Origin of the sequence: Intrasporangium sp. DVR (assembly GCF_040365325.1) — a bacterium.
In the GTDB taxonomy this organism is placed as follows: domain Bacteria; phylum Actinomycetota; class Actinomycetes; order Actinomycetales; family Dermatophilaceae; genus Intrasporangium.
In genome coordinates this window covers 120,682-140,679 of sequence record NZ_BAABZW010000016.1, presented here as the reverse complement: position 1 = coordinate 140,679, position 19,998 = coordinate 120,682, and the positions used below count along the sequence as shown (strand labels likewise).

General features: G+C 69.9%; 15 protein-coding genes and 1 pseudogene. 5 read left to right on the top strand and 11 right to left on the bottom strand.

Annotated elements, in window-relative coordinates; all coding sequences use genetic code 11:
• Positions 1-33 precede the first annotated feature (33 nt).
• Positions 34-486, bottom strand: a complete 453-nt coding sequence (locus tag ABWV20_RS12675) for a Rieske (2Fe-2S) protein (RefSeq protein ID WP_353355544.1) — start codon at positions 484-486, stop codon at positions 34-36.
• The gene (uvrA, locus tag ABWV20_RS12670) at positions 483-3,584 is read right to left on the bottom strand and encodes an excinuclease ABC subunit UvrA (RefSeq protein ID WP_353355542.1); all 3,102 of its coding nucleotides are present in this window, start codon (positions 3,582-3,584) and stop codon (positions 483-485) included. The genes ABWV20_RS12675 and uvrA overlap by 4 nt, the downstream gene beginning before the upstream one ends.
• A 146-nt stretch (positions 3,585-3,730) precedes the next feature.
• On the opposite strand from uvrA, the gene ABWV20_RS12665 reads away from it, so the two are divergent.
• Genes ABWV20_RS12665 through ABWV20_RS12655 form a run of 3 tightly spaced genes read left to right on the top strand, consistent with a single transcriptional unit; the run spans position 3,731 to position 6,969 of the window.
• The gene (locus tag ABWV20_RS12665) at positions 3,731-5,566 is read left to right on the top strand and encodes a glycoside hydrolase family 15 protein (protein WP_353355540.1); all 1,836 of its coding nucleotides are present in this window, start codon (positions 3,731-3,733) and stop codon (positions 5,564-5,566) included.
• Positions 5,553-6,257 carry a maleylpyruvate isomerase family mycothiol-dependent enzyme gene (locus tag ABWV20_RS12660; RefSeq protein WP_353355538.1) on the top strand — a complete coding sequence of 235 codons (705 nt, stop codon included), beginning with the start codon at positions 5,553-5,555 and terminating at the stop codon, positions 6,255-6,257. The genes ABWV20_RS12665 and ABWV20_RS12660 overlap by 14 nt, the downstream gene beginning before the upstream one ends.
• Positions 6,258-6,261: 4 nt before the next feature.
• Complete coding sequence (locus ABWV20_RS12655; protein ID WP_353355536.1) at positions 6,262-6,969, top strand: MBL fold metallo-hydrolase; 708 nt, start codon at positions 6,262-6,264, stop codon at positions 6,967-6,969.
• Between the two features lie 22 nt (positions 6,970-6,991).
• Here the strand turns inward: ABWV20_RS12655 and ABWV20_RS12650 are convergent, their stop codons facing one another.
• Positions 6,992-7,324, bottom strand: coding sequence for a hypothetical protein (locus ABWV20_RS12650; protein ID WP_353355534.1), 333 nt, complete (start codon positions 7,322-7,324; stop codon positions 6,992-6,994).
• A gap of 167 nt (positions 7,325-7,491) precedes the next feature.
• Here ABWV20_RS12650 and ABWV20_RS12645 point away from each other — a divergent pair, with 167 nt between their 5' ends.
• Complete coding sequence (locus ABWV20_RS12645; RefSeq protein WP_353355532.1) at positions 7,492-8,367, top strand: EamA family transporter; 876 nt, start codon at positions 7,492-7,494, stop codon at positions 8,365-8,367.
• Between the two features lie 107 nt (positions 8,368-8,474).
• Here ABWV20_RS12645 and ABWV20_RS12640 read toward each other — a convergent pair whose 3' ends face one another.
• The 7 genes and pseudogenes from ABWV20_RS12640 to rpsA form a co-directional block, all read right to left on the bottom strand.
• A complete protein-coding gene (locus ABWV20_RS12640; RefSeq protein WP_353355530.1) occupies positions 8,475-9,506 on the bottom strand; it encodes a TerC family protein in 1,032 nt (343 codons plus the stop codon).
• 225 nt (positions 9,507-9,731) lie between these two features.
• A complete protein-coding gene (gene uvrB / locus ABWV20_RS12635; RefSeq protein WP_353355528.1) occupies positions 9,732-11,855 on the bottom strand; it encodes an excinuclease ABC subunit UvrB in 2,124 nt (707 codons plus the stop codon).
• 57 nt (positions 11,856-11,912) lie between these two features.
• Positions 11,913-12,962 carry a lipoate-protein ligase LplAB gene (lplAB, locus tag ABWV20_RS12630; RefSeq protein WP_353355526.1) on the bottom strand — a complete coding sequence of 350 codons (1,050 nt, stop codon included), beginning with the start codon at positions 12,960-12,962 and terminating at the stop codon, positions 11,913-11,915.
• A 54-nt stretch (positions 12,963-13,016) separates the two neighbouring features.
• Positions 13,017-14,219 carry a dephospho-CoA kinase gene (gene coaE / locus ABWV20_RS12625; RefSeq protein WP_353355524.1) on the bottom strand — a complete coding sequence of 401 codons (1,203 nt, stop codon included), beginning with the start codon at positions 14,217-14,219 and terminating at the stop codon, positions 13,017-13,019.
• 494 nt (positions 14,220-14,713) lie between these two features.
• Positions 14,714-14,932 (bottom strand): annotated as a pseudogene (locus ABWV20_RS19355) (TetR/AcrR family transcriptional regulator); the annotation flags it as partial.
• 172 nt (positions 14,933-15,104) lie between these two features.
• Positions 15,105-16,064 (bottom strand): glycerophosphodiester phosphodiesterase family protein, encoded by a 960-nt coding sequence (locus tag ABWV20_RS12615; protein ID WP_353355520.1) that lies wholly within the window; start codon positions 16,062-16,064, stop codon positions 15,105-15,107.
• Positions 16,065-16,331: 267 nt separating this feature from the next.
• Positions 16,332-17,813, bottom strand: coding sequence for a 30S ribosomal protein S1 (gene rpsA, locus ABWV20_RS12610; RefSeq protein WP_353355518.1), 1,482 nt, complete (start codon positions 17,811-17,813; stop codon positions 16,332-16,334).
• Between the two features lie 146 nt (positions 17,814-17,959).
• Here rpsA and ABWV20_RS12605 point away from each other — a divergent pair, with 146 nt between their 5' ends.
• Positions 17,960-18,781 carry a class I SAM-dependent methyltransferase gene (locus ABWV20_RS12605; protein WP_353355516.1) on the top strand — a complete coding sequence of 274 codons (822 nt, stop codon included), beginning with the start codon at positions 17,960-17,962 and terminating at the stop codon, positions 18,779-18,781.
• A gap of 50 nt (positions 18,782-18,831) precedes the next feature.
• Here ABWV20_RS12605 and pgfA read toward each other — a convergent pair whose 3' ends face one another.
• Complete coding sequence (pgfA, locus tag ABWV20_RS12600) at positions 18,832-19,917, bottom strand: cell envelope lipid trafficking protein PgfA (protein ID WP_353355514.1); 1,086 nt, start codon at positions 19,915-19,917, stop codon at positions 18,832-18,834.
• Positions 19,918-19,998: the final 81 nt, after the last annotated feature.

Genomic DNA, 19,998 nt, shown 5'->3' with positions numbered 1-19,998 from the left:
GCCCCGGGCAGGGCAGTGGGGGCGTCGAGTGGGTCAGCTCACCGTGAAGGTGTCACCCGAGACAGTGACCGACTTCGCCTCGAGCGGCCGCTTGGCCTGGCTGTCCTGGGTGGGAGTCCCGGACTCGATGTCGAAGGCGCTGCCGTGACACGGACAGATGATGTGACCGTCACGGACGCTCGTCACGGCGCACCCCTGGTGGGTGCACGTCGTCGAGAACGCCTTGAGCGTGCCGGCAGTGGGCTGGGTGACGACGACCTTCTGGGCCGGGAAGATCTTGCCGCCGCCGACGGGGATCTCGGAGACCGGGTTGCCTGCGGCGGTCGGGGCCTGACCGGTGGCGCCGGTGCCCGTGGTCCGAGACGCGGCCGTGGGCTCGACTGCGGGCTGCCGGGTGGGGACTGGGGGGCTGCTGCACGCCGACAGGGCCCCGGCCGCCGCCACCCCGAACAGCACGGTCCTGCGACCCGTGTGCACGTCGCTCATGTGGTCTCCTTCGTCGTTCGCCTGGCTCGTGGCGCGCGCTTGGCGGCCGAGGCCGAGGCCGCGGTGGCACGGACCGTCACGTTCGGGGTGCTCTTGGCCGCGGCAGCCGTCGTCCGGGCCCTCGACCCGGCGGAGCGCGTCGACCCACTCCCACCCCGGCTCGACGTGGTCCGACCGCCGCCCGTGGACCGCGAGGGGGTGCGAGCGGTCCGCTCGAGGATGGGGCGAAGGAAGCGTCCCGTGTGGCTGGCCTCGATCTGGGCCACGTCCTCGGGCGTGCCCTCGGCGACGACCTGACCGCCACCTGACCCACCCTCAGGCCCGAGGTCGATGATCCAGTCGGCGTTCTTGATGACATCGAGGTTGTGCTCGATGACGAGGACGGTGTTGCCCTTGTCGACGAGGTTCTGGAGCACGTCGAGGAGCTTGCGGATGTCCTCGAAGTGCAGACCGGTGGTCGGCTCGTCGAGGACGTAGACGGTCCGTCCGGACGACCGCTTCTGCAGCTCGCTGGCGAGCTTGACCCGCTGGGCCTCGCCGCCGGACAGGGTCGGGGCGGGCTGGCCGAGGCGGACGTAGCCGAGCCCGACGTCGTTGAGGGTCTTCAGGTGCCGCGAGATGGCCGGGACGGCCTCGAAGAACTCGGCGGCCTCCTCGATCGGCATGTCGAGCACGTCGGCGATCGTCTTGCCCTTGAAGTGGACCTCGAGGGTCTCTCGGTTGTAGCGGGCGCCGTGGCACACCTCGCACGGCACGTAGACGTCGGGCAGGAAGTTCATCTCGATCTTGATCGTGCCGTCGCCGGCGCAGTTCTCGCAGCGTCCGCCCTTGACGTTGAACGAGAACCGGCCGGGCTGGTAGCCCCGCACCTTGGCCTCGGTCGTCTCGGCGAACAGCTTGCGCATGTTGTCGAAGACGCCGGTGTAGGTGGCTGGGTTCGATCGCGGGGTCCGCCCGATCGGGCTCTGGTCCACATGGACGACCTTGTCCAGGTGGTCGAGCCCGCTCACCGACTTGTGCCGACCGGGCACGCGCTTGGCGTTGTTGAGGCGGTTGGCCAGGACGTTGTAGAGGATGTCGTTGACCAGCGTCGACTTGCCGGACCCGGACACGCCGGTCACGGCGACGAGGTTGCCGAGGGGGAAGTCGACCGTGACGTCGCGGAGGTTGTTCTCGCGGGCCCCGGTCACGGTGATCGTGCGCCCGTCATGGCCGCGGCGGACCGCCGGGACCGGGATCTCGCGGCGGCCGGAGAGGTACATGCCGGTGAGGGAGTCCGGGTGCTCGAGCAGCCCCTTGACCGGGCCGGAGTGGACCACGTGACCACCGTGCTCTCCGGCGCCGGGACCGATGTCGACGACCCAGTCGGCGGTGGCGATGGTGTCCTCGTCGTGCTCGACGACGATGAGCGTGTTGCCGAGGTCGCGCAGCCGGGTCAGCGTCTCGATGAGGCGGTGGTTGTCACGCTGGTGCAGCCCGATGGACGGCTCGTCGAGGACGTAGAGGACACCGACCAGGCCGGACCCGATCTGGGTCGCCAGCCGGATCCGCTGCGCCTCACCGCCCGAGAGGGTCCCGGCCGCCCGGTCGAGGGAGAGGTAGTCGAGGCCGACGTCGACGAGGAAGCCGAGCCGGGCGTCGATCTCCTTGATCACCCGCTCGGCGATCTGCCGCTCGCGAGGGGTGAACTCGACGTCGTCGAGGAAGCCTGCCGCATCACTGATGGCGAGGGCGCACACCTCCGAGATGTTCCTGCCGTCGATCAGGACCGCGAGCGACTCGGGCTTGAGCCGGGCGCCCTTGCAGACCGGGCAGGGCACCTCGCGCATGTAGCCCTCGTAGCGCTCGCGGCTCCACTCGGACTCGGTCTCGGCGTGCCGGCGCTTGATGAAGGGCACCGCACCCTCGAACCCCGTCGTGTAGGACCGGTCGCGACCGTAGCGGTTGCGGTACCGCACGTGGACCTTGTAGTTCTCCCCATGGAGCAGGGCCTGCCTGGCCCGCTCCGGGAGTGCCCGCCAGGGGACGTCCATCGAGAACTTGAGGTCCTCGGCGAGCGCCGCCATGACCCGCTGGAAGTACTCCGCCGAACCGCTCCCCTGGGCCCAGGGCTGGATCGCCCCCTCGGCGAGGCTGAGGTCGTCGTTGGGCACGATGAGCTCGGGGTCGACCTCGAGCTCGGTGCCGATGCCGGTGCACTCGGGGCAGGCCCCGAACGGCGAGTTGAAGGAGAACGACCGCGGCTGGATCTCGTCCATCCCCAAGGGGTGGTTGTTGGGGCAGGCCATCTTCTCGGAGAACCGCCGCTGCCGGGCCGGGTCCTTGGCCTCACGGTCGACGAAGTCGACGATGAGGATCCCGCTGGCCAGGCCGAGCGCTGTCTCCACGGAGTCGGTGAGCCGTCGCTTGGCGCCGGAGTCGTCACCCTTCGCGACGAGCCGGTCGACGACGACCTCGATGGTGTGCTTGCGCTGCTTCTCGAGCTTGGGCGGCTCGGCGAGGGAGACGACCTCCCCGTCGACGCGGGCGCGGGAGAAGCCCTTGGTCTGCAGCTCGGCGAAGAGGTCGACGAACTCGCCCTTGCGGCCCTGGACGACGGGGGCGAGCACCTGGAAGCGGGTGCGGTCCTCCAGCGTCAGGAGCTGGTCGACGATCTGCTGCGGCGTCTGCCGCGTCACCGGCTCGCCGCAGACCGGGCAGTGCGGGCGCCCAGCGCGCGCGAAGAGGAGCCGCAGGTAGTCGTAGACCTCGGTGATCGTGCCCACCGTCGAGCGCGGGTTGCGGTTGGTCGACTTCTGGTCGATCGAGACCGCGGGCGACAGTCCCTCGATGAAGTCGACGTCCGGCTTGTCCATCTGTCCGAGGAACTGGCGTGCGTAGGAGGACAGGGACTCGACGTAGCGTCGCTGGCCCTCCGCGAAGATCGTGTCGAAGGCGAGCGACGACTTGCCGGAGCCCGACAGGCCGGTGAAGACGACGAGGCTGTCGCGGGGCAGGTCGACCGACACGTCCTTGAGATTGTGCTCGCGCGCCCCGCGCACGACGAGAGAGTGAGAGGTGGGGTGCCGATCCGAGGGCGTAGCAGTCACGCGCCCCATGCTAGGTTGCCGGACCGACAGTGCCTGAATCCGTGAGATGCCGTATGCCGCTGGGCGGGCTCCCGCCGCCGGCCCTCCTTCCAGCCCGGCCGACGACTGAGGGCACATCCACCCCCGAGCGAGCCCAGCGGCATACGGTGATGCTTGTGAGCGAGAACTGGCCGGCGGGGAACGTCACCCCGATCGAGGACTACGCCGTCCTCGGCGACACCGGGACGGCCGCGCTCGTGAGTCGCGAGGGGTCGGTCGACTGGCTGTGTCTGCCGCGGTTCGACTCGCATGCCTGCTTCGCCGCCCTCCTCGGGACGCGTGAGAACGGCCGCTGGCTGCTGGGGCCGGTTGACCCGGACGTCAGGACCACCCGTCGCTACCTCGACGACTCGTTCGTCCTCGAGACGACGCACGAGACGTCGACCGGCGTCGTCCGGGTGCTCGACCTCATGCCCCTCGGCGACGGCAGGGCCGACGTCCTCCGGCGCATCGAGGGCGTGAGCGGCACCGTTCGCATCCGGCACGAGTGGATCGTGCGCTTCGGCTACGGCCGGATGCGTCCCTGGGTCAGCCGGCACAGCGAGGAGCGCGAGGCGGGCGTCGACCAGGTCATCACCGCGGTCGCCGGCCCGGACATGATCGTCCTGCGGGGCGCCCGTCTCCCCCGCCCCGAGGACGGCCACCACGTCGACGAGTTCGACGTCGCGGCCGGCCAGGTCTACACCTTCGCGACGACCTGGTTCCGCAGCCACGAGACCGTCCCTCCGCCGCTCAAGGTGATGGACCGCATCGCCGACACCATCGAGCGGACCCGCGGGTGGGCGGCTCGGAGCGACTACGACGGCCCCTACGAGGACGTCGTCACCCGCTCCCTGCTCGTGCTCCGTCTCCTCAGCCACGGGGTCACCGGCGGCATCGTCGCGGCCCCGACGACCTCGCTTCCCGAGGACTTCGGCGGCGAGCGCAACTGGGACTACCGGTTCTGCTGGCTCCGTGACGCCGCGCTCACGCTGGAGGCGCTGCTCGCCTGCGGCTACGTCGAGGAGACCGACCTGTGGCGGCAGTGGCTGCTCCGGGCCGTGGCCGGCGACCCGGACGACATCCAGATCATGTACTGCGTCGACGGGGCCCGCGACCTGCCGGAGCGTGAGCTCTCGCACCTGCCCGGGTACGCCGACTCCCGTCCCGTGCGCATCGGCAACGGCGCCGTGGGGCAGCGTCAGACGGACGTGCTCGGCGAGGTGATGATCGCCCTGGAGCACGCCCGCCAGCGGGGCCTCACCGAGACCGCCGACTCATGGAACCTCCAGCGCGCCCTCGTCGGCAACCTCGCCGAGCACTGGCAGCAGGCCGACAACGGGCTGTGGGAGATCCGCGGCCCGGTGCGGCACTTCACCCATTCGCGCGTCATGGTCTGGGCGGCCTTCGACCGGGCGATCCAGGCCGTCGAGGAGCATGGTCTCGACGGTCCGGTCGACCAGTGGCGGGAGCTGCGCGACCTCGTCCGGGCCGAGGTGATGGACAAGGGCTGGAACGACGAGCGGCAGAGCTTCGTCCAGCACTACGACACGACCGAGGTCGATGCGTCCCTGCTCACCCTCTCGGCCGTCGGCTTCCTCCCCGGTGACGACCCGCGCATGCTCGCGACCATCAGGGCCGTCGAGCAGGACCTGATGCGCGACGGCCTCGTCCTGCGCTACCGCACGCAGACGGGCGTCGACGGCCTCGAGGGCGACGAGCACCCCTTCCTCGCCTGCTCCTTCTGGCTCGTCGTCGCCTACGCGAAGGCGGGGATGGTGGCCGAGGCGACCGCGTTGATGGACCGCCTCGTCGGCCTCGTCAACGACGTCGGACTGCTGTCGGAGGAGTACGACCCCGCCAACGGGCGCATGGTGGGCAACTTCCCCCAGGCGTTCTCGCACCTGACCCTGGTCGGCGCGGCTCTCGCGCTGGCCGAGGCGACCGGAAAGGCACGACATGCACCTCATTGACCTGTCCACCAGACTCCTGCCGAGCGAGACCGAACGCCTCGTCGCCACGGCTGAGTCGTTCGCCGACGATGACGTGCGCGCCGAGTCGCTGTGCGCCGGCTGGACCCGCGGTCACGTGCTCACCCATCTGGCGCGCAATGCCGAGGGGCTCGGCAGGGTCTGCGCCGCCGTGCTCACCGGCGCCGCAGAGACGATGTACGAGTCGCCCGAGGCGAGGGACTCCGACATCGAGGCCGGCGCCGGCCGGCCGGCCGCCGAGCTCGCCGCGGACGTGCGGGTGACGGCGGCGGCGCTGGCGCCGCAGATCACCCGGCTCGGGATCGAGCATGTCGGCACCACCGTCGAGCGGGTGCCCGGTGGCCAGCTCATCGCCGCCGAGCGGGTCCCGTTCATGCGGCTGCGCGAGGTGGTCTGGCACCACGTCGACCTCGATGCCGGATACACCTTCGAATCGGCCCCCGAGGAGCTCGTCCATCTCTTCCTCGAGGACACCGTTCGCCGGCTGGGGTCGAGCGACGGCGTCCCGGGTCTCCTCATCCGGACCGACGAGGGCGAGGAGTGGACCGTCGGTGACGGTGGCAGCACGATCACCGGTCCCCGGCACGGCGTGCTCCTCTGGCTCGCGCGGGGACGCGCCGACGCCCTCCGGGACCACTCCGACGCCCTCCCCCGGCTTCCCTTCGGAGGCTGAGGCCATGACCGGCTCACCGGGCACGGAGACCACCGGCCGGGACGGGCGCGGCGACGACTACACCGGACACGTCGTTCCTGACGGGCCCGTCGCCGTCCGCGAGCTGAGGGACCTGACGATCCGCAAGCTCGCCGTCTCGGAGATGAGCAACAACGTCTACCTGCTGACGTGCCGCGCGACCGGCAGCCAGCTGCTGATCGATGCAGCCGACGACGCGCACCGGATCCTCGAGGTCGTCGGCTCGGGCGGAACGGGCCTCGAGGCAGTGGCCACGACCCACCGGCACTGGGACCACGTCCGCGCTTTGGCGGAGGTCGTCGCCGCCACGGGCGCACGCACCATCGCCGGGGAGGAGGACGCCGACGACCTGCCCGTCCCGGTCGCCCAACGGGTGGGCCAGGGCGACGTGGTGCGCTTCGGGCAGATCGCCCTCGACATCCTCCACCTGCGCGGTCACACCCCGGGCTCGATCGCGCTGGCCTACTCCGACCCGGCCGGGTCCACCCACCTGTTCACCGGGGACTCGCTCTTCCCGGGGGGTGCTGGGCGTACAACAAGCCCCGTCGACTTCGCCTCCCTCATGGGCGACCTCGAAGCCCGGGTGTTCGACCGGTACGACGACGCGACGTGGTTCTACCCCGGCCACGGCGACGACTCGACGCTCGGCGCCGAACGCCCCCACCTCGACGACTGGCGCCGCCGGGGATGGTGACCTCACGCTGACGTGATCGACGTCAGCCCACGTCCTCGGCGGGGACCGTCTGCGGGTCGGAGACGGCCTCGTCCGGCCCCGACTCGAGCTCCGCGATGAGCGACTCGAGCTCGGCACGCACGGCCTCGACGTCGTAGGGGACGTTGCTCACGACGAAGTGGCGCCTCGGGCTGTTGGCCACGCACAGCCCGACACCGAGTCGCGACCGCCCGTGCTTGTCGTTCCAGAGTCGCTCCAGTCGGGTGCCGTCCCACTCCTTGGGTGCGTGCAGCCAGCCCTGCATGACGACCAGGGCATCCTCCGGGTCAGGCCGGTGCCTGGGGCCTTCGAGTTCTTCCACCGTGATCTCGCCCATGACTTGACGGTACGACGGCCGAACCGTTCGTGTCAGCCCTTCGTCGCCTCAGGCCCGCTCAGGTCGCATGCAAGGATGGCGTCCGTGCCGCGCCCGACTTCTCCCGAGACCGCAGCTGGACGCGCGGTGGTCGGGACGCCCCGACCCACCGCAGGCGTGGTCCGTCGATGAGGCTGGACCGCTCCACCGCCCCCCTGCTCGTCCTCGGCGGGGTCGTGTCCGTCCAGTTCGGCGGCGCCCTGGCCGCCACCTTGGTGCCGAGGATCGGGGCGGTCGGCTCGGTCATGATGCGGCTCGCCTTCGCCATGGTGATCCTGTGCGCCGTCGCCCGTCCGCGGCTGTTCGGACGTTCGGCGCGGGCCTGGGCCACCGTCGTCCTCTTCGGACTGGCCCTGGCCGCGATGAACACCGCCTTCTACTCCTCGCTGGCCTACCTGCCGATCGGCGTGGCGGTCACGGTGGAGTTCCTCGGCCCCCTGGCGCTCGCGGCCGTCCTCAGCCGGCGACCGCGTGACATCGCCGCCGTGCTGGCCGCGGGACTCGGCGTCGCCCTGGTGTCCGGCGCGACCGACGCCACGTGGGGCCGCTTCGAGCCGATCGGTCTGTTCTGGGCCGGCGCGGCCGGCGTCATGTGGGCCGCCTACATCGTGCTCAGCCAGCGCACCGGGAGCCTCTTCGACGGCTTGGACGGCCTCGCCGTCGCGCTCATCGTCTCCACCGCCGTCGTCACCCCGTTCGGTCTCGCCTCCGTCGACGCGTGGACGCCGCAGATCGTCGGCCTCGGGCTCGGCATCGCGGTGCTCAGCTCCGTCCTGCCCTACTCGCTCGAGCTGATGGCGCTGCGCCACCTGAGCCAGGGCGTCTTCGGGATCCTGCTCAGCCTCGAGCCGGCCGTTGCCGCACTCGCCGGCCTCATCGTGCTCGGCCAGGTCCTCGACGCCGGGCAGGTGCTCGGCCTGGGCCTCGTCGTCATCGCCAGCGCCATGGTCCTCAGCGCCAAGCGCAAGCAGGACCCGCCCGACGCGGTCGTCGGCTCAGGCTGACCCGTCCCCGCGGACGGACCCTTCCGTCCCGGAGACCGCACCCACGGGCTGCCGGCGCTCCCTCGCCGACACGGTCATCGCGATCGGACCGGTCACGCTGCGTCTTCTCAGCCCTGCCCACCCTGGCTCGACCCGCTGTCGACGGACGCCGCGGAGCGGGCTTCGGAGCGGGCATCCCGGCGCGTCTTGAGCAGGCTGGCGATGGTGGTCACGCCGAGGATGAGGACGATCGCCCCGAGCGAGACGCTGATGGGGATGTCGGGCACGGCGTGGATCGGCTCGCCGCCGTTGATGAACGGCAGGTTGTTCTCGTGGAGGGCGTGCAGGATCAGCTTCACGCCGATGAAGCCGAGGAGCACGGCCAGGCCGACGCTGAGGTAGACGAGGCGCTTGAGGAGCCCGCCGATGAGGAAGTAGAGCTGGCGCAGACCCATCAGGGCGAAGATGTTGGCCGTCAGGACGAGGAACGGCTCCTTGGTCAGCCCGTAGATCGCTGGGATCGAGTCGAGCGCGAAGAGCAGGTCGGTGGTGCCGAGCGCGAGGATGACGATCATCATCGGGGTGATCAGACGCTTGCCGCTCCGCACGATGGTCAGGTGGGCGCCGTGCCACTCCTTGGTCGCCGGGAAGGTCTTCTCGACCCAGAGGAGGAAGCGGTTCTCGTGGTACTCGTCGTCGTCCGTCTCCCCACCCTTGGCGAGCTTGATCGCCGTGTAGATGAGGAAGGCACCGAAGATGTAGAACACCCAGGCGTACGCGTTGATGACGACCGCGCCGAGCGCGATGAAGATGCCGCGCAGCACGATGGCGATGACGATGCCGATCATCAGCGCGGACTGCTGGAGCCGCTGCGGCACGCGGAAGCTCTGCATGATGAGCAGGAAGACGAAGAGGTTGTCGACCGACAGGGAGTACTCGGTCAACCAGCCGGCGAAGAACTCCCCGGCGTACTGGCCGCCCCACTCCCACCACACGAACAGACCGAAGAAGACCGCGGCGGTGACGTAGAACACCAGGTGCCGGCTCGCCTCCCCCATCGAGGGGACGTGCGGCCGGCGGGCGATGACGAAGACATCGATGAGCAGGACGATGGTCATCAGCCCGAGGGTGAGGTACCAACCCCAGGTGGGAACGTTCATGTGAGCGCCTTCCGGTTACAGCGTCGATCGGACAACGTGAGCAACCGGAGGTCTCTCCCGCCCTGCAGGCCGGCCGATGAGCCCGGGACCGACCATGTCGGAGCCGTGATGACGAACCCATCGCTTCGGGGATACTCCCCTCCGTGAACGACTGAGTGTTTCATCCCGGTGAGCGTCTGCCCAAATCTCGCCCGGTGGGCGGACCGTGGCCCGGGTCCGACCCGGCTAGCGGGTGGCCTCGGTCATCTGGCGCAGCTCTTTCTTCAGGTCGCTGATCTCGTCGCGAAGCCGCGCCGCTAGCTCGAAGTGGAGCTCCGCAGCGGCCTGGTGCATCTGCTCGGTCAGCTCCTGGATGATCCCGGCGAGGTCGGCTGCCGCGAGGTCGGCCGGCCGGTCCCCCCGTCGGCCCGTGGACACGCCGACGTCCGCCGCGACCGCGCCGCGCCCCGCGCCGCTCTTGCCGCGGGACTGCATCCGCCCGGACCCGAGGAGCTCCTGCGTGTCGGCGTCCTCGCGCTGCAGCAGGTCGGTGATGTCGGCGATCTTCTTGCGGAGGGGCTGCGGGTCGATCCCCATCTCGCGGTTGTACGCCAGCTGCTTGTCGCGTCGACGGTTCGTCTCGTCGAGGGCCTCCTGCATCGACGGGGTGATCTTGTCGGCGTACATGTGCACCTGCCCCGAGACGTTGCGCGCGGCCCGGCCGATGGTCTGGATCAGGGATCGGGCGGACCGGAGGAAGCCCTCCTTGTCGGCGTCGAGGATCGACACGAGCGACACCTCGGGCAGGTCGAGGCCCTCACGGAGCAGGTTGATGCCGACGAGCACGTCGAAGACGCCCTGACGCAGCTCCCGCAGCAGCTCTACCCGACGCAACGTGTCGATGTCGCTGTGCAGGTAGCGGACCCGGATCCCCTTGTCGAGAAGGTAGTCGGTGAGGTCCTCGGCCATCTTCTTCGTCAGGGTCGTGACGAGCACCCGCTCGTTGCGGTCGACCCGGATGCGGATCTCGTCCATGAGGTCGTCGATCTGGCCCTTGGTCGGCTTGAGCACCACCTCGGGGTCGATCAGGCCCGTCGGTCGGATGATCTGCTCGACGGGAGGTCCGCTCCGGCCCGACTTGGCCAGCTCGTACTCCCCCGGCGTGGCCGACAGGTACACCGTCTGGCCGATCCGCTCGAGGAACTCCTCCCACTTGAGCGGGCGGTTGTCCATCGCGCTGGGCAGGCGGAAGCCGTGCTCGACGAGCATCCGCTTGCGGGACATGTCACCTTCGTACATGGCCCCGATCTGGGGGACGGTCTGGTGCGACTCGTCGATGACGAGCAGGAAGTCCTCGGGGAAGTAGTCGAGCAGGCAGTTCGGGGCCGACCCGGCCCCGCGGCCGTCGATGTGCCGCGAGTAGTTCTCGATGCCGGAGCAGAAGCCGACCTGCCGCATCATCTCGATGTCATAGGTCGTGCGCATCCGCAGGCGCTGCGCCTCGAGGAGCTTGCCCTGCTTCTCGAACCGGGTGAGCTGGTCCTCGAGCTCGAGCTCGATGCCGCGGATCGCGCGCTCCATGCGCTCCGGACCGGCGACGTAGTGCGACGCCGGGAAGACGTACATCTCCTGCTCCTCGTGAACGACCTCGCCGGTGACCGGGTGCAGGGTGTAGATCCGCTCGATCTCGTCGCCGAAGAACTCGATGCGGATGGCGAGCTCCTCGTAGACGGGGATGATCTCGACGGTGTCGCCGCGCACCCGGAAGGTGCCCCGGGTGAAGGCGAGGTCGTTGCGCGAGTACTGCATCTCGACGAAGCGCCGGAGCAGCGAGTCCCGGTCCACCTCGTCGCCGACCTTGATCCGCGCCATCCGGTCGACGTACTCCTGCGGGGTGCCGAGGCCGTAGATGCACGAGACCGAGGCGACGACGATGACGTCGCGGCGGGTCAGCAGCGAGTTGGTCGCCGAGTGCCGGAGCCGCTCGACCTCGTCGTTGACCGAGCTGTCCTTCTCGATGTAGGTGTCCGTCTGCGGGATGTAGGCCTCGGGCTGGTAGTAGTCGTAGTACGAGACGAAGTACTCGACGGCGTTGTTGGGCATCAGCTCGCGGAACTCGTTGGCCAGCTGCGCCGCGAGGGTCTTGTTGGGCGCCATGACGAGCGTGGGGCGCTGCACCTGCTCGATGAGCCAGGCCGTCGTCGCGGACTTGCCGGTGCCGGTCGCTCCGAGGAGGACGATGTCCTGCTCCCCCGCCGTGATCCGCCGCGCGAGCTCCGCGATCGCCTGGGGCTGGTCACCGCTCGGCCGGTAGTCCGAGATCACCTCGAAGGGGGCCACGGTGCGCTGCAGATCGGTCGTGGGACGCATGACTACACGGTACGTGCCGGCGCCGACAACACCCGTGCCGTATGCCGCTGGGCCGGGTCACGGGACACGGTGGGTCCACTCGTGGGTCGCGAACTTCGTGTCGACGAGCGCCTGGGCGGCCTCGAGCTCCGCGGCGGTGTACGTCCCCGGAACCGTCCGGTGGGTGCGGGCGAACGACGCCATGAAGCTGTCGATGATCGCCTCGCGCGACATGCCGGTCTGCGACCGCATCGGGTCGACCCGCTTGTTCGCCGACCGGGTGCCCTTGTCCGACAGCTTCTCGCGCCCGATCCGCAGCACCTCGAGCATCTTGTCGGCGTCGATGTCGTAGGCCATGGTCACGTGATGGAGGACGGCGCCCGACACCAACCGCTTCTGAGCGGCGCCGCCGATCTTGCCCTGGTCGCTCGCGATGTCGTTGAGCGGCACGAAGTGTGCCCGCACCCCGACGTCGGCGAGCGCCCCGATCACCCAGTCGTCGAGGAAGGAGTACGAGCGTTCGAAGCTGAGGCCCTCGACGAGCGAGCTGGGCACGACGAGGGAGTAGGTGATGGTGTTGCCGGGCTCCATGAACATCGCTCCGCCGCCGGACACCCGGCGGACCACCTCGATCTCGTGGCGCGCGGCCCCGTCGGGGTCGACCTCGTTGCGCACGCTCTGGAAGGAGCCGATGACGACGAGAGGGCGGTCCCAGTCCCAGAACCTCAGGGTGGGCGGGCGTTCACCGGCTGCCACCTCACGAGCGATGACCTCGTCGAGGGCGACGTGCATGGCCGGGTCAAGGGTGAGCGGGGCGATGACGTCGAAGACGTGGTCGTGCCATCCGGTGGCCTTGCCGAGGGCTCGCCGGACCGCGATGCCGATGGCCTCGGGCGTGAAGCCGATGAGCGACACCGCCTCGTCGAGCGCCGAGTCGACAGCGGCGGCGAGCTGCTCGACCCCTGAGTCGACCGGGAGCCCGCCCAGTGCCGCGTTGATGTCCTCGAGTGCCTCGTCGGGCTCGAGGAAGAAGTCACCCGAGACGCTGACCTCGGAGAGCCTCCCGTCGGAGACCTCGAGGTCGACTGCCACGAGCTTGCCGCCGGGAACCTTGTACTCACCTCTCACGAGAGCCTCAACAACGTCGTATGCCGCTGACTTCCCCGGGTGCCCCCGCTGACCTCAGCGCGGGGTCCAGCTCGTCCGTGCCGCCCACGCCTCGGCACGGGGGTGGGCGTCGGCGAACCACGGCTCCTTCGCCTCCGTGTAGGTCGAGGTCGTGTCGTCGACGGCGAGGAGCCGGCTCTTCTCGGCGGCGTAGGCGAGGCGTTCGGCTGGCTGGTGGATCAGCCAGTCGCGGAACAGCAGGGCAAAGCGCCACCCCGCGGAACCGGTCTCGCGCACGTGGACGTGGGCGATGGTGGCCGGGTCGGTCGAGCCGTACACCCGCTTCCCCCAGCCGGTGGGGTCGGAGCCGGGAGGGTGGGGCGAGTCGGCGGTCAGGTCCGGGAAGCGCAGCAGTCCCGCCTCGAGCATGGCCGCGGCGAACGGCGGCTCGTCGGCGGCGCGGAGGTCGCGGATGCCGACCTGGATGTCGAGGACGTCCTTGGCCGGCAGCTCCGGCACGGAGGTGGAGCCGATGTGCTCCACCTCGGTGACGGCGCTGATGTCACGCAGGGCGTGCGCGAGCTTCGCGACGAACCGGCCGCCACGCTGACCCCAGTCCCGGCGTGGGGCGACGACGGCGCCACGGTCGGGGCGTCGCGAGGCCCGCCCGTGGACGAGGTTGTCGTTCCAGGGGGCGAGCCGGTCGCGCCACAGCACGTCGACAGCCGCCGCGAGCTCCTCCGGGGTTCCGTCGTTGGGCAGGACGACGTCGCAGGCCGCTCGGCGCTGGGCGTCGGACGCCTGGGCGGTGACCCGGTTGCGGGCGTCCTGCTCGTCCAGCCCGCGCTGCTCGACGAGCCGACGGACCCGCGTCTCGAGCTCGGTCTCGACCGCGATCGAGACGTGCTCGCGGACCCAGAGCCCACGCTCGACGAGGAGGGGCATGTCGAAGACGGAGACGAGGCCCGCAGGCACCGCCGAGCGCCGCTGCGCCACCCGTCGGGCGATCGCCGGGCCGGTGATGGCATCCAGTGCGGCGAGCGCCTCAGGGTCGGTGAAGACGATGGCGGCGAGACGAGCCCGATCGAGGGCGCCGTCGGGTCGAAGAACCCCGTCGCCGAACCGTTGGCGCACCTCGTCGAGGACGGGTTCGCCCGGGTCCATGATCTCGCGCGCGACCTGGTCTGCATCGATGACCACCGCGCCCAGCTCTGCGAGGCGACGCGCCACGGTCGACTTGCCCGAGCCGATCCCCCCGGTCACTCCGACACGCAGCATGGCGACACGCTACGGCATCGGACTCATTCCCCTCGGTGCCTGAAGTGTCGCGCGTCGGCAGCGACGAGGACCTGGCCGAGCCAGCCGACGTAGGAGTCGTGCGTCCAGCCGCACCGTCGGACCAGGCGGTCGTAGACCTCGGGTGCGGTGAGGGTCCACATCTCGTCGAGGAACGCCCCGGAGCACGGGGTCTCCGGCGTTCCGTGGACGGAGTCCAGGAGCCGTATCACGTTGGCGTTGCCAGTGCGGCGCTCAGCCTCGATCGCCTCGACGAAACGCGCCAGCCCGGCATCGGCGCCGGGTCCCTGCGCGAGGACCGCACCGAGCAACGACCCGACCCGCCCGTAGATGAGGCCGCACAGGGCGGCATACGCGACGAGGAGCCCGCGCCGGTCCGGCGCCTGAGCGATCGCGCGGAACTCGGGGCGCTCGGACATCGGGATGGGCGCATCGTCGCCCGCCAGGAGGGTGTCGTAGGCGAGCTTGAGGACCTCCGCCTTTCCCCCGATAGCGTTGTACACGGTCTGCGGGCTCACTCCGGCTGCCTTCGCGAGGGCAGCCACGGACACGTCGTGGTACCCCTCAGCGAGCAGCAGGCTCGTCGCAGCATCGACGATGCGGCGTCGCGTGGCTCGGGCGGACTCCGCACGGACCCCAGGGCGCTCGGCCCGACCAGTTGACACCTGCCACCTCCGACGCCACGATGTGCACATTGGAACGCCGTTCAAGTCAACGGCGGACCAGCCCGCCCGGCCCTCCCCCGTGACCGACTCGACGACACGTTGTGCCAGTCAGAGTCTGGCACGACCACGGGACCGGCCACGCGGGGCACGCGAGGGGGACGAGGGTCCGGCGCATCGGGGGGATCGTCGGACCCTCGTTGCGTCAGCCGACGATCGACAGCACCCTGACCGGATCGTCGGTGATCAGTCCGTCGACTCCTGCCGCGACGACGCGGCGCACGTCCTCCGTCTCGTTCACGGTCCAGGGCAGCACGCCGAGGCCCAGGGTGTGCGCACGGCCCACGAACTGCGCGTCGACGGACTGGTGGTGCGGAGACACGACATCGGCACCGACCGCCGCAGCGGCACCGGCGAGGTCATCCCCGTGGTCTCGCCAGTCGACGCTGCCGAGCCAGGGCGACCCCTCGGCGTAGGTGACTCCGGTGACGGCGAGAGCCGAGCGGTGCAGGTCCGGCGCCAGCTCTCGGGCGCGCTCGAGCACCGCCCAGTCGAACGAGTGGATCAGCGACCGAGCCCCGGTGCCTGCGTCCGCGACCGCACCCAGCACCCCGTCGAGCAGCCGGACGCGGGTGCCCGCCACGCCGGGCTCCGTGGGGTCGAGCTTGAGCTCGATGGTCCACCAGATGCCAGGCGCTCGCTCACGCCCGACGTCGAGCACCTCCGTCAGGGTCGGGATGCGCTCGCCGGCGGCGGCCCGCTGCCCCGGAAACCCGGGGACGGTGCGCGAGCCGACGTCGACCGTCCGCAGCTGCTCCAAGGTGAGGTCAGCGACGAGGGCACCGGTGAAGTCGTGGGTCGTGGACCGGCACTTGTCGGCCTCGATGCGCGGGTCGTGCCACACGACGACCTGGTCGTCGGCCGTGAGGCGCACGTCGAGCTCCACGCCCGTGACACCGGCCTCGAAGGCCGCGAGGAAGCTCGGGATCGTGTTCTCGACGACCAGACCGCGGGCGCCCCGATGACCCTGGACGTCGATCCGTGGACCCGGCCACCGCCGGCGCGCCGAGAGCCGGGCAGTTCTGGGGTCGGTCCCCCCGGCCGCCGGGGACGAGACCGGCGCGGCGGTGGCGGCGTGGTCGGGCAGGGCCAGGAGCTGCTGCACGTCGCCACGGTGGCGGAACCGGTTTACCGACCGGTCGCGGACTTCCGACCTCTGGGGAAACCGGACATGAACAGCGGGTGAAGGAACGACACGGTCGCACCCGGCGACAGGGAGATGACGACCGCGAGATGACGACGGCGAGATGACGACCGCGGGGCCGAGGCCGCGGAGACGGACCGAGCCCCGGTCCTTCACGTTCGTGAAGGACCGGGGCTCGGTGTGGCCGTTACCGCTCGAGCGGGCCCAGCGGCATACGGCCTGGTGTCGTCAGTTGCCGGTCAGCTTCTCGCGGAGCGCAGCGAGCGCCTCGTCAGAGGCGAGCGTGCCCTCAGCAGGGGTCGGCGCGGACTGGCTCTCCGAGGAAGCACCGCTGGCGGACGAGTACGACGTGGCCATGCCGGCGTTGGCAGCAGCCTCGGCGTCGGCCTTCGCGGCGGCGTCGACCTGCGCCTTGTGCGCCTCCCAGCGGGCGTGGGCCTCGGCGTACTGCCGCTCCCACTTCTCGCGCTGGGCCTCGTAGCCCTCGAGCCACTCGTTGGTCTCCGGGTCGAAGCCCTCGGGGTACTTGTAGTTCCCCTCCTCGTCGTACTCGGCGGCCATGCCGTAGAGCGTCGGGTCGAACTCCGACACCGGCACGCTCTCGTCGTTGGCCTGCTTGAGCGACAGCGAGATGCGGCGACGCTCGAGGTCGATGTCGATGACCTTGACGAAGATCTCGTCACCGACGTTGACGACCTGCTCCGGGAGCTCGACGTGACGCTCAGCCAGCTCCGAGATGTGCACGAGGCCCTCGATGCCGTCCTCGACGCGGACGAAGGCGCCGAAGGGGACGAGCTTGGTGACCTTGCCGGGCACGACCTGGCCGATGGCGTGAGTCCGCGCGAAGTGCTGCCACGGGTCCTCCTGCGTCGCCTTCAGCGACAGGGAGACTCGCTCGCGGTCCATGTCGACGTCGAGGACCTCGACGGTGACCTCAGTGCCGACCTCGACGACCTCGGACGGGTGGTCGATGTGCTTCCAGGACAGCTCGGACACGTGGACGAGACCGTCCACGCCACCGAGGTCGACGAACGCACCGAAGTTGACGATGCTGCTGACGACGCCCTGGCGGACCTGGCCCTTCTGGAGCTCCTTGAGGAACGTGGTGCGGACCTCGGACTGCGTCTGCTCGAGCCAGGCGCGACGCGACAGGACCACGTTGTTGCGGTTCTTGTCGAGCTCGATGATCTTGGCCTCGATCTCCTTGCCGACGTACGGCTGGAGGTCGCGGACGCGACGCATCTCGACGAGCGAGGCCGGCAGGAAGCCGCGGAGGCCGATGTCGAGGATGAGGCCACCCTTGACCACCTCGATGACGGTGCCGGTGACGACCCCGTCCTCTTCCTTGATCTTCTCGATCGTGCCCCAGGCGCGCTCGTACTGCGCGCGCTTCTTGGACAGGATCAGGCGACCTTCCTTGTCCTCCTTCTGGAGAACGAGGGCCTCGACCTCGTCACCCACCCCGACGATCTCGGAGGGGTCGACGTCGTGCTTGATGGACAGCTCGCGCGAGGGGATGACGCCCTCGGTCTTGTAGCCGATGTCGAGCAGGACCTCGTCCCGGTCGACCTTGACGATGCGACCCTGCACGATGTCGCCGTCGTTGAAGTCCTTGATGGTCGCGTCGATCGCGGCAAGGATGTCTTCCTGAGAGCCGATGTCGTTGATGGCGACCTCAGGCGCGGTCTTCTCGACCGTGTTGGCAGTCATGTAGTAGGAACTCCGATTGTGGACTGTAAAATTGGCGGCGGCTGTGGGTCGCCGTGTGGACATGGTGAACTGAGCACACGAATGCGCTCGATCATCCTATCCGTGCGCGACGGAGCCGGTCAAAGGCGCTCTGGTCGGGGTGGTCGATGAGCGAGCCGGCCGAGGCGCTGAGACGTCCGGCAGCCCCGCGAGAGACCGTGCGGGCCAACCGCTCCTGGTGGGACGACGAGGCCGCCGGCTACTACCAGGAGCACGGCGCCTTCCTCGGGGACGCGGACCTCGTGTGGGGCCCCGAGGGGTTGCGAGAGGCCGACGCCCGCCTCCTCGGCGACCTGGCCGGACGGCGGGTGCTCGAGATCGGCGCCGGGGCGGGGCAGGGTTCGCGCTGGGTGCGGCTCCAGGGAGCGAAGGTCGTCGCCAGTGACCTCTCCGCCGGCATGATCCGGCAGGGGGGTGCCGTCAACGACGGTCTCGCACCGGATCACCGGGCGCCCTTCGTGCAGTGTGACGGGCGCGAGCTGCCCTTCGCCGCCGGCTCCTTCGACGTCATCTTCACGGCCTACGGGGTCATCCCCTTCGTCGCAGACCCTGCCGTCGTGCTCGAGGAGGCAGCCCGCGTGCTCAGACCCGGCGGGCGGTTCGTCTTCTCCACGACCCATCCGATCCGGTGGGCGTTCCGCGACGACCCCGGCCCCGGGGGCCTCACCGCGACGTACTCCTACTTCGACAGGACGCCGTACGTCGAGCAGGACTCCGACCGGCTGGCCACCTACGTCGAGCACCACCGCACCATGGGCGAGCTCGTGCGCCAGATCACCGACGCCGGCCTCCGTCTGGTCGACCTGATCGAGCCGGAGTGGCCGGACGGGCACGAGCAGACGTGGGGCGGATGGTCACCACTGCGCGGGCGCCTCATCCCGGGCACTGCCATCTTCGTCTGCTCTCTGACCCCTGACGGGGCTGCCTGAGGACCGACGCGAGGGTGCCCCACCCGAGCCCGCGCGAGCCCCGCGCGAGCTCAGGGGCGTGCGGTCCGCTGTCGTCGGCTCCCCAGCGTGCCGAGGCCGTCCACGCCCTGGGCCGGCTCCTCCCGACGAGGTCGGACGAGCAGCAGCGCCAGGCCGACGAGCACGAGCAGGCCCCCGACGACCAGACCCACCGGCTTCAGCGTGTCGCGGACGAACCCCAGCAGACGGCCCTTGGAGCCCCAGGTCTCGGCGTTGGCGAGGACGGTCTTCTCGTTGTAGCCGATCGTGCCCTTCGTGGTGTTGACGCTGCCGTACTGAGCGGAGACCAGCGAGCGCTCCAGCTCCTCCTGCCCCTTGACGATCACCCCGGTGTTGGGCTCCACCCACAGCGTCCGCTTGTTGGCGTACATGACCTCGACATCGACGTTTTCCCCAGTGGCGTCGAAGATTCCGGCGGGGACCGAACGGGTGGTGACCCTCGTCTTCGGGATCGACTGCTGGAACACGTAGGTCTCGGTGCCGTAGAGGTTCTCCTCCCGGATGAACTCGATCGGGACCGCCTGGCCGAGGTCGCCGTCCCAGAACTGGTAGGTCTTCTTCTGCGCGTTGAAGGGGAACTTGAAGAACTGGCCGGAGTGCAGGACCGGCACGACCTTCTCCGGGTCGTCCAGGTCGCCCGCTGAGCGCACGTCCAGCGGAGAGCCGGTGGTCTCGCCGGTCACGCGATCGAACGTGACGACCTCCATGCTGTAGGTCAGGTCGCCGACACCGGCCGCCTCGGACTTGACCCCCGTCTGCCACACGGCGGTGCGCTCATCGTCCCCCGACACCTCGCCCGGGACGCCGACGACGGTCCGGGTGCTGAGCACGTGTGCGTCGGTGAGCTTGTCGTAGTGCGCCTTCTCCTCTGCGTCCGCCCAGAGCCGGAGCACCTCCATGCCGGTGCCCTCCGAGCGGGAGGTGTAACAGTCATTCACCTCCGCCTCGCAGTCCTGCTCTCCGCTCTCGGAGATCGCGGGGTGCTGGTCCAGCGGGACCGTGGCGAGCTGGTTGTAGAGGTACGGATTCGCAAGGAATCCCACGACAACCAGGGCGGTGCCCAGAGCGGTTGCAATGCCACCGAAGATGCGACGCAAGAGAGGTCTCCCGACTAGAGTGACGGCGCTGTCCCTAGGTCATGCCCGCCTGCTACGCGCAGGTAACATGACTCGCGCGGA

Excerpts from the sequence above, each read along its gene's own strand:
- ABWV20_RS12675 (WP_353355544.1), bottom strand. The coding sequence starts at position 486 with ATGAGCGACGTGCACACGGGTCGCAGGACCGTGCTGTTCGGGGTGGCG.
- uvrA (WP_353355542.1), bottom strand. The coding sequence starts at position 3,584 with ATGGGGCGCGTGACTGCTACGCCCTCGGATCGGCACCCCACCTCTCAC.
- ABWV20_RS12660 (WP_353355538.1), top strand. The coding sequence starts at position 5,553 with ATGCACCTCATTGACCTGTCCACCAGACTCCTGCCGAGCGAGACCGAA.
- ABWV20_RS12655 (WP_353355536.1), top strand. The coding sequence starts at position 6,262 with ATGACCGGCTCACCGGGCACGGAGACCACCGGCCGGGACGGGCGCGGC.
- ABWV20_RS12650 (WP_353355534.1), bottom strand. The coding sequence starts at position 7,324 with ATGGGCGAGATCACGGTGGAAGAACTCGAAGGCCCCAGGCACCGGCCT.
- ABWV20_RS12645 (WP_353355532.1), top strand. The coding sequence starts at position 7,492 with ATGAGGCTGGACCGCTCCACCGCCCCCCTGCTCGTCCTCGGCGGGGTC.
- ABWV20_RS12640 (WP_353355530.1), bottom strand. The coding sequence starts at position 9,506 with ATGAACGTTCCCACCTGGGGTTGGTACCTCACCCTCGGGCTGATGACC.
- uvrB (WP_353355528.1), bottom strand. The coding sequence starts at position 11,855 with ATGCGTCCCACGACCGATCTGCAGCGCACCGTGGCCCCCTTCGAGGTG.
- coaE (WP_353355524.1), bottom strand. The coding sequence starts at position 14,219 with ATGCTGCGTGTCGGAGTGACCGGGGGGATCGGCTCGGGCAAGTCGACC.
- rpsA (WP_353355518.1), bottom strand. The coding sequence starts at position 17,813 with ATGACTGCCAACACGGTCGAGAAGACCGCGCCTGAGGTCGCCATCAAC.
- ABWV20_RS12605 (WP_353355516.1), top strand. The coding sequence starts at position 17,960 with ATGAGCGAGCCGGCCGAGGCGCTGAGACGTCCGGCAGCCCCGCGAGAG.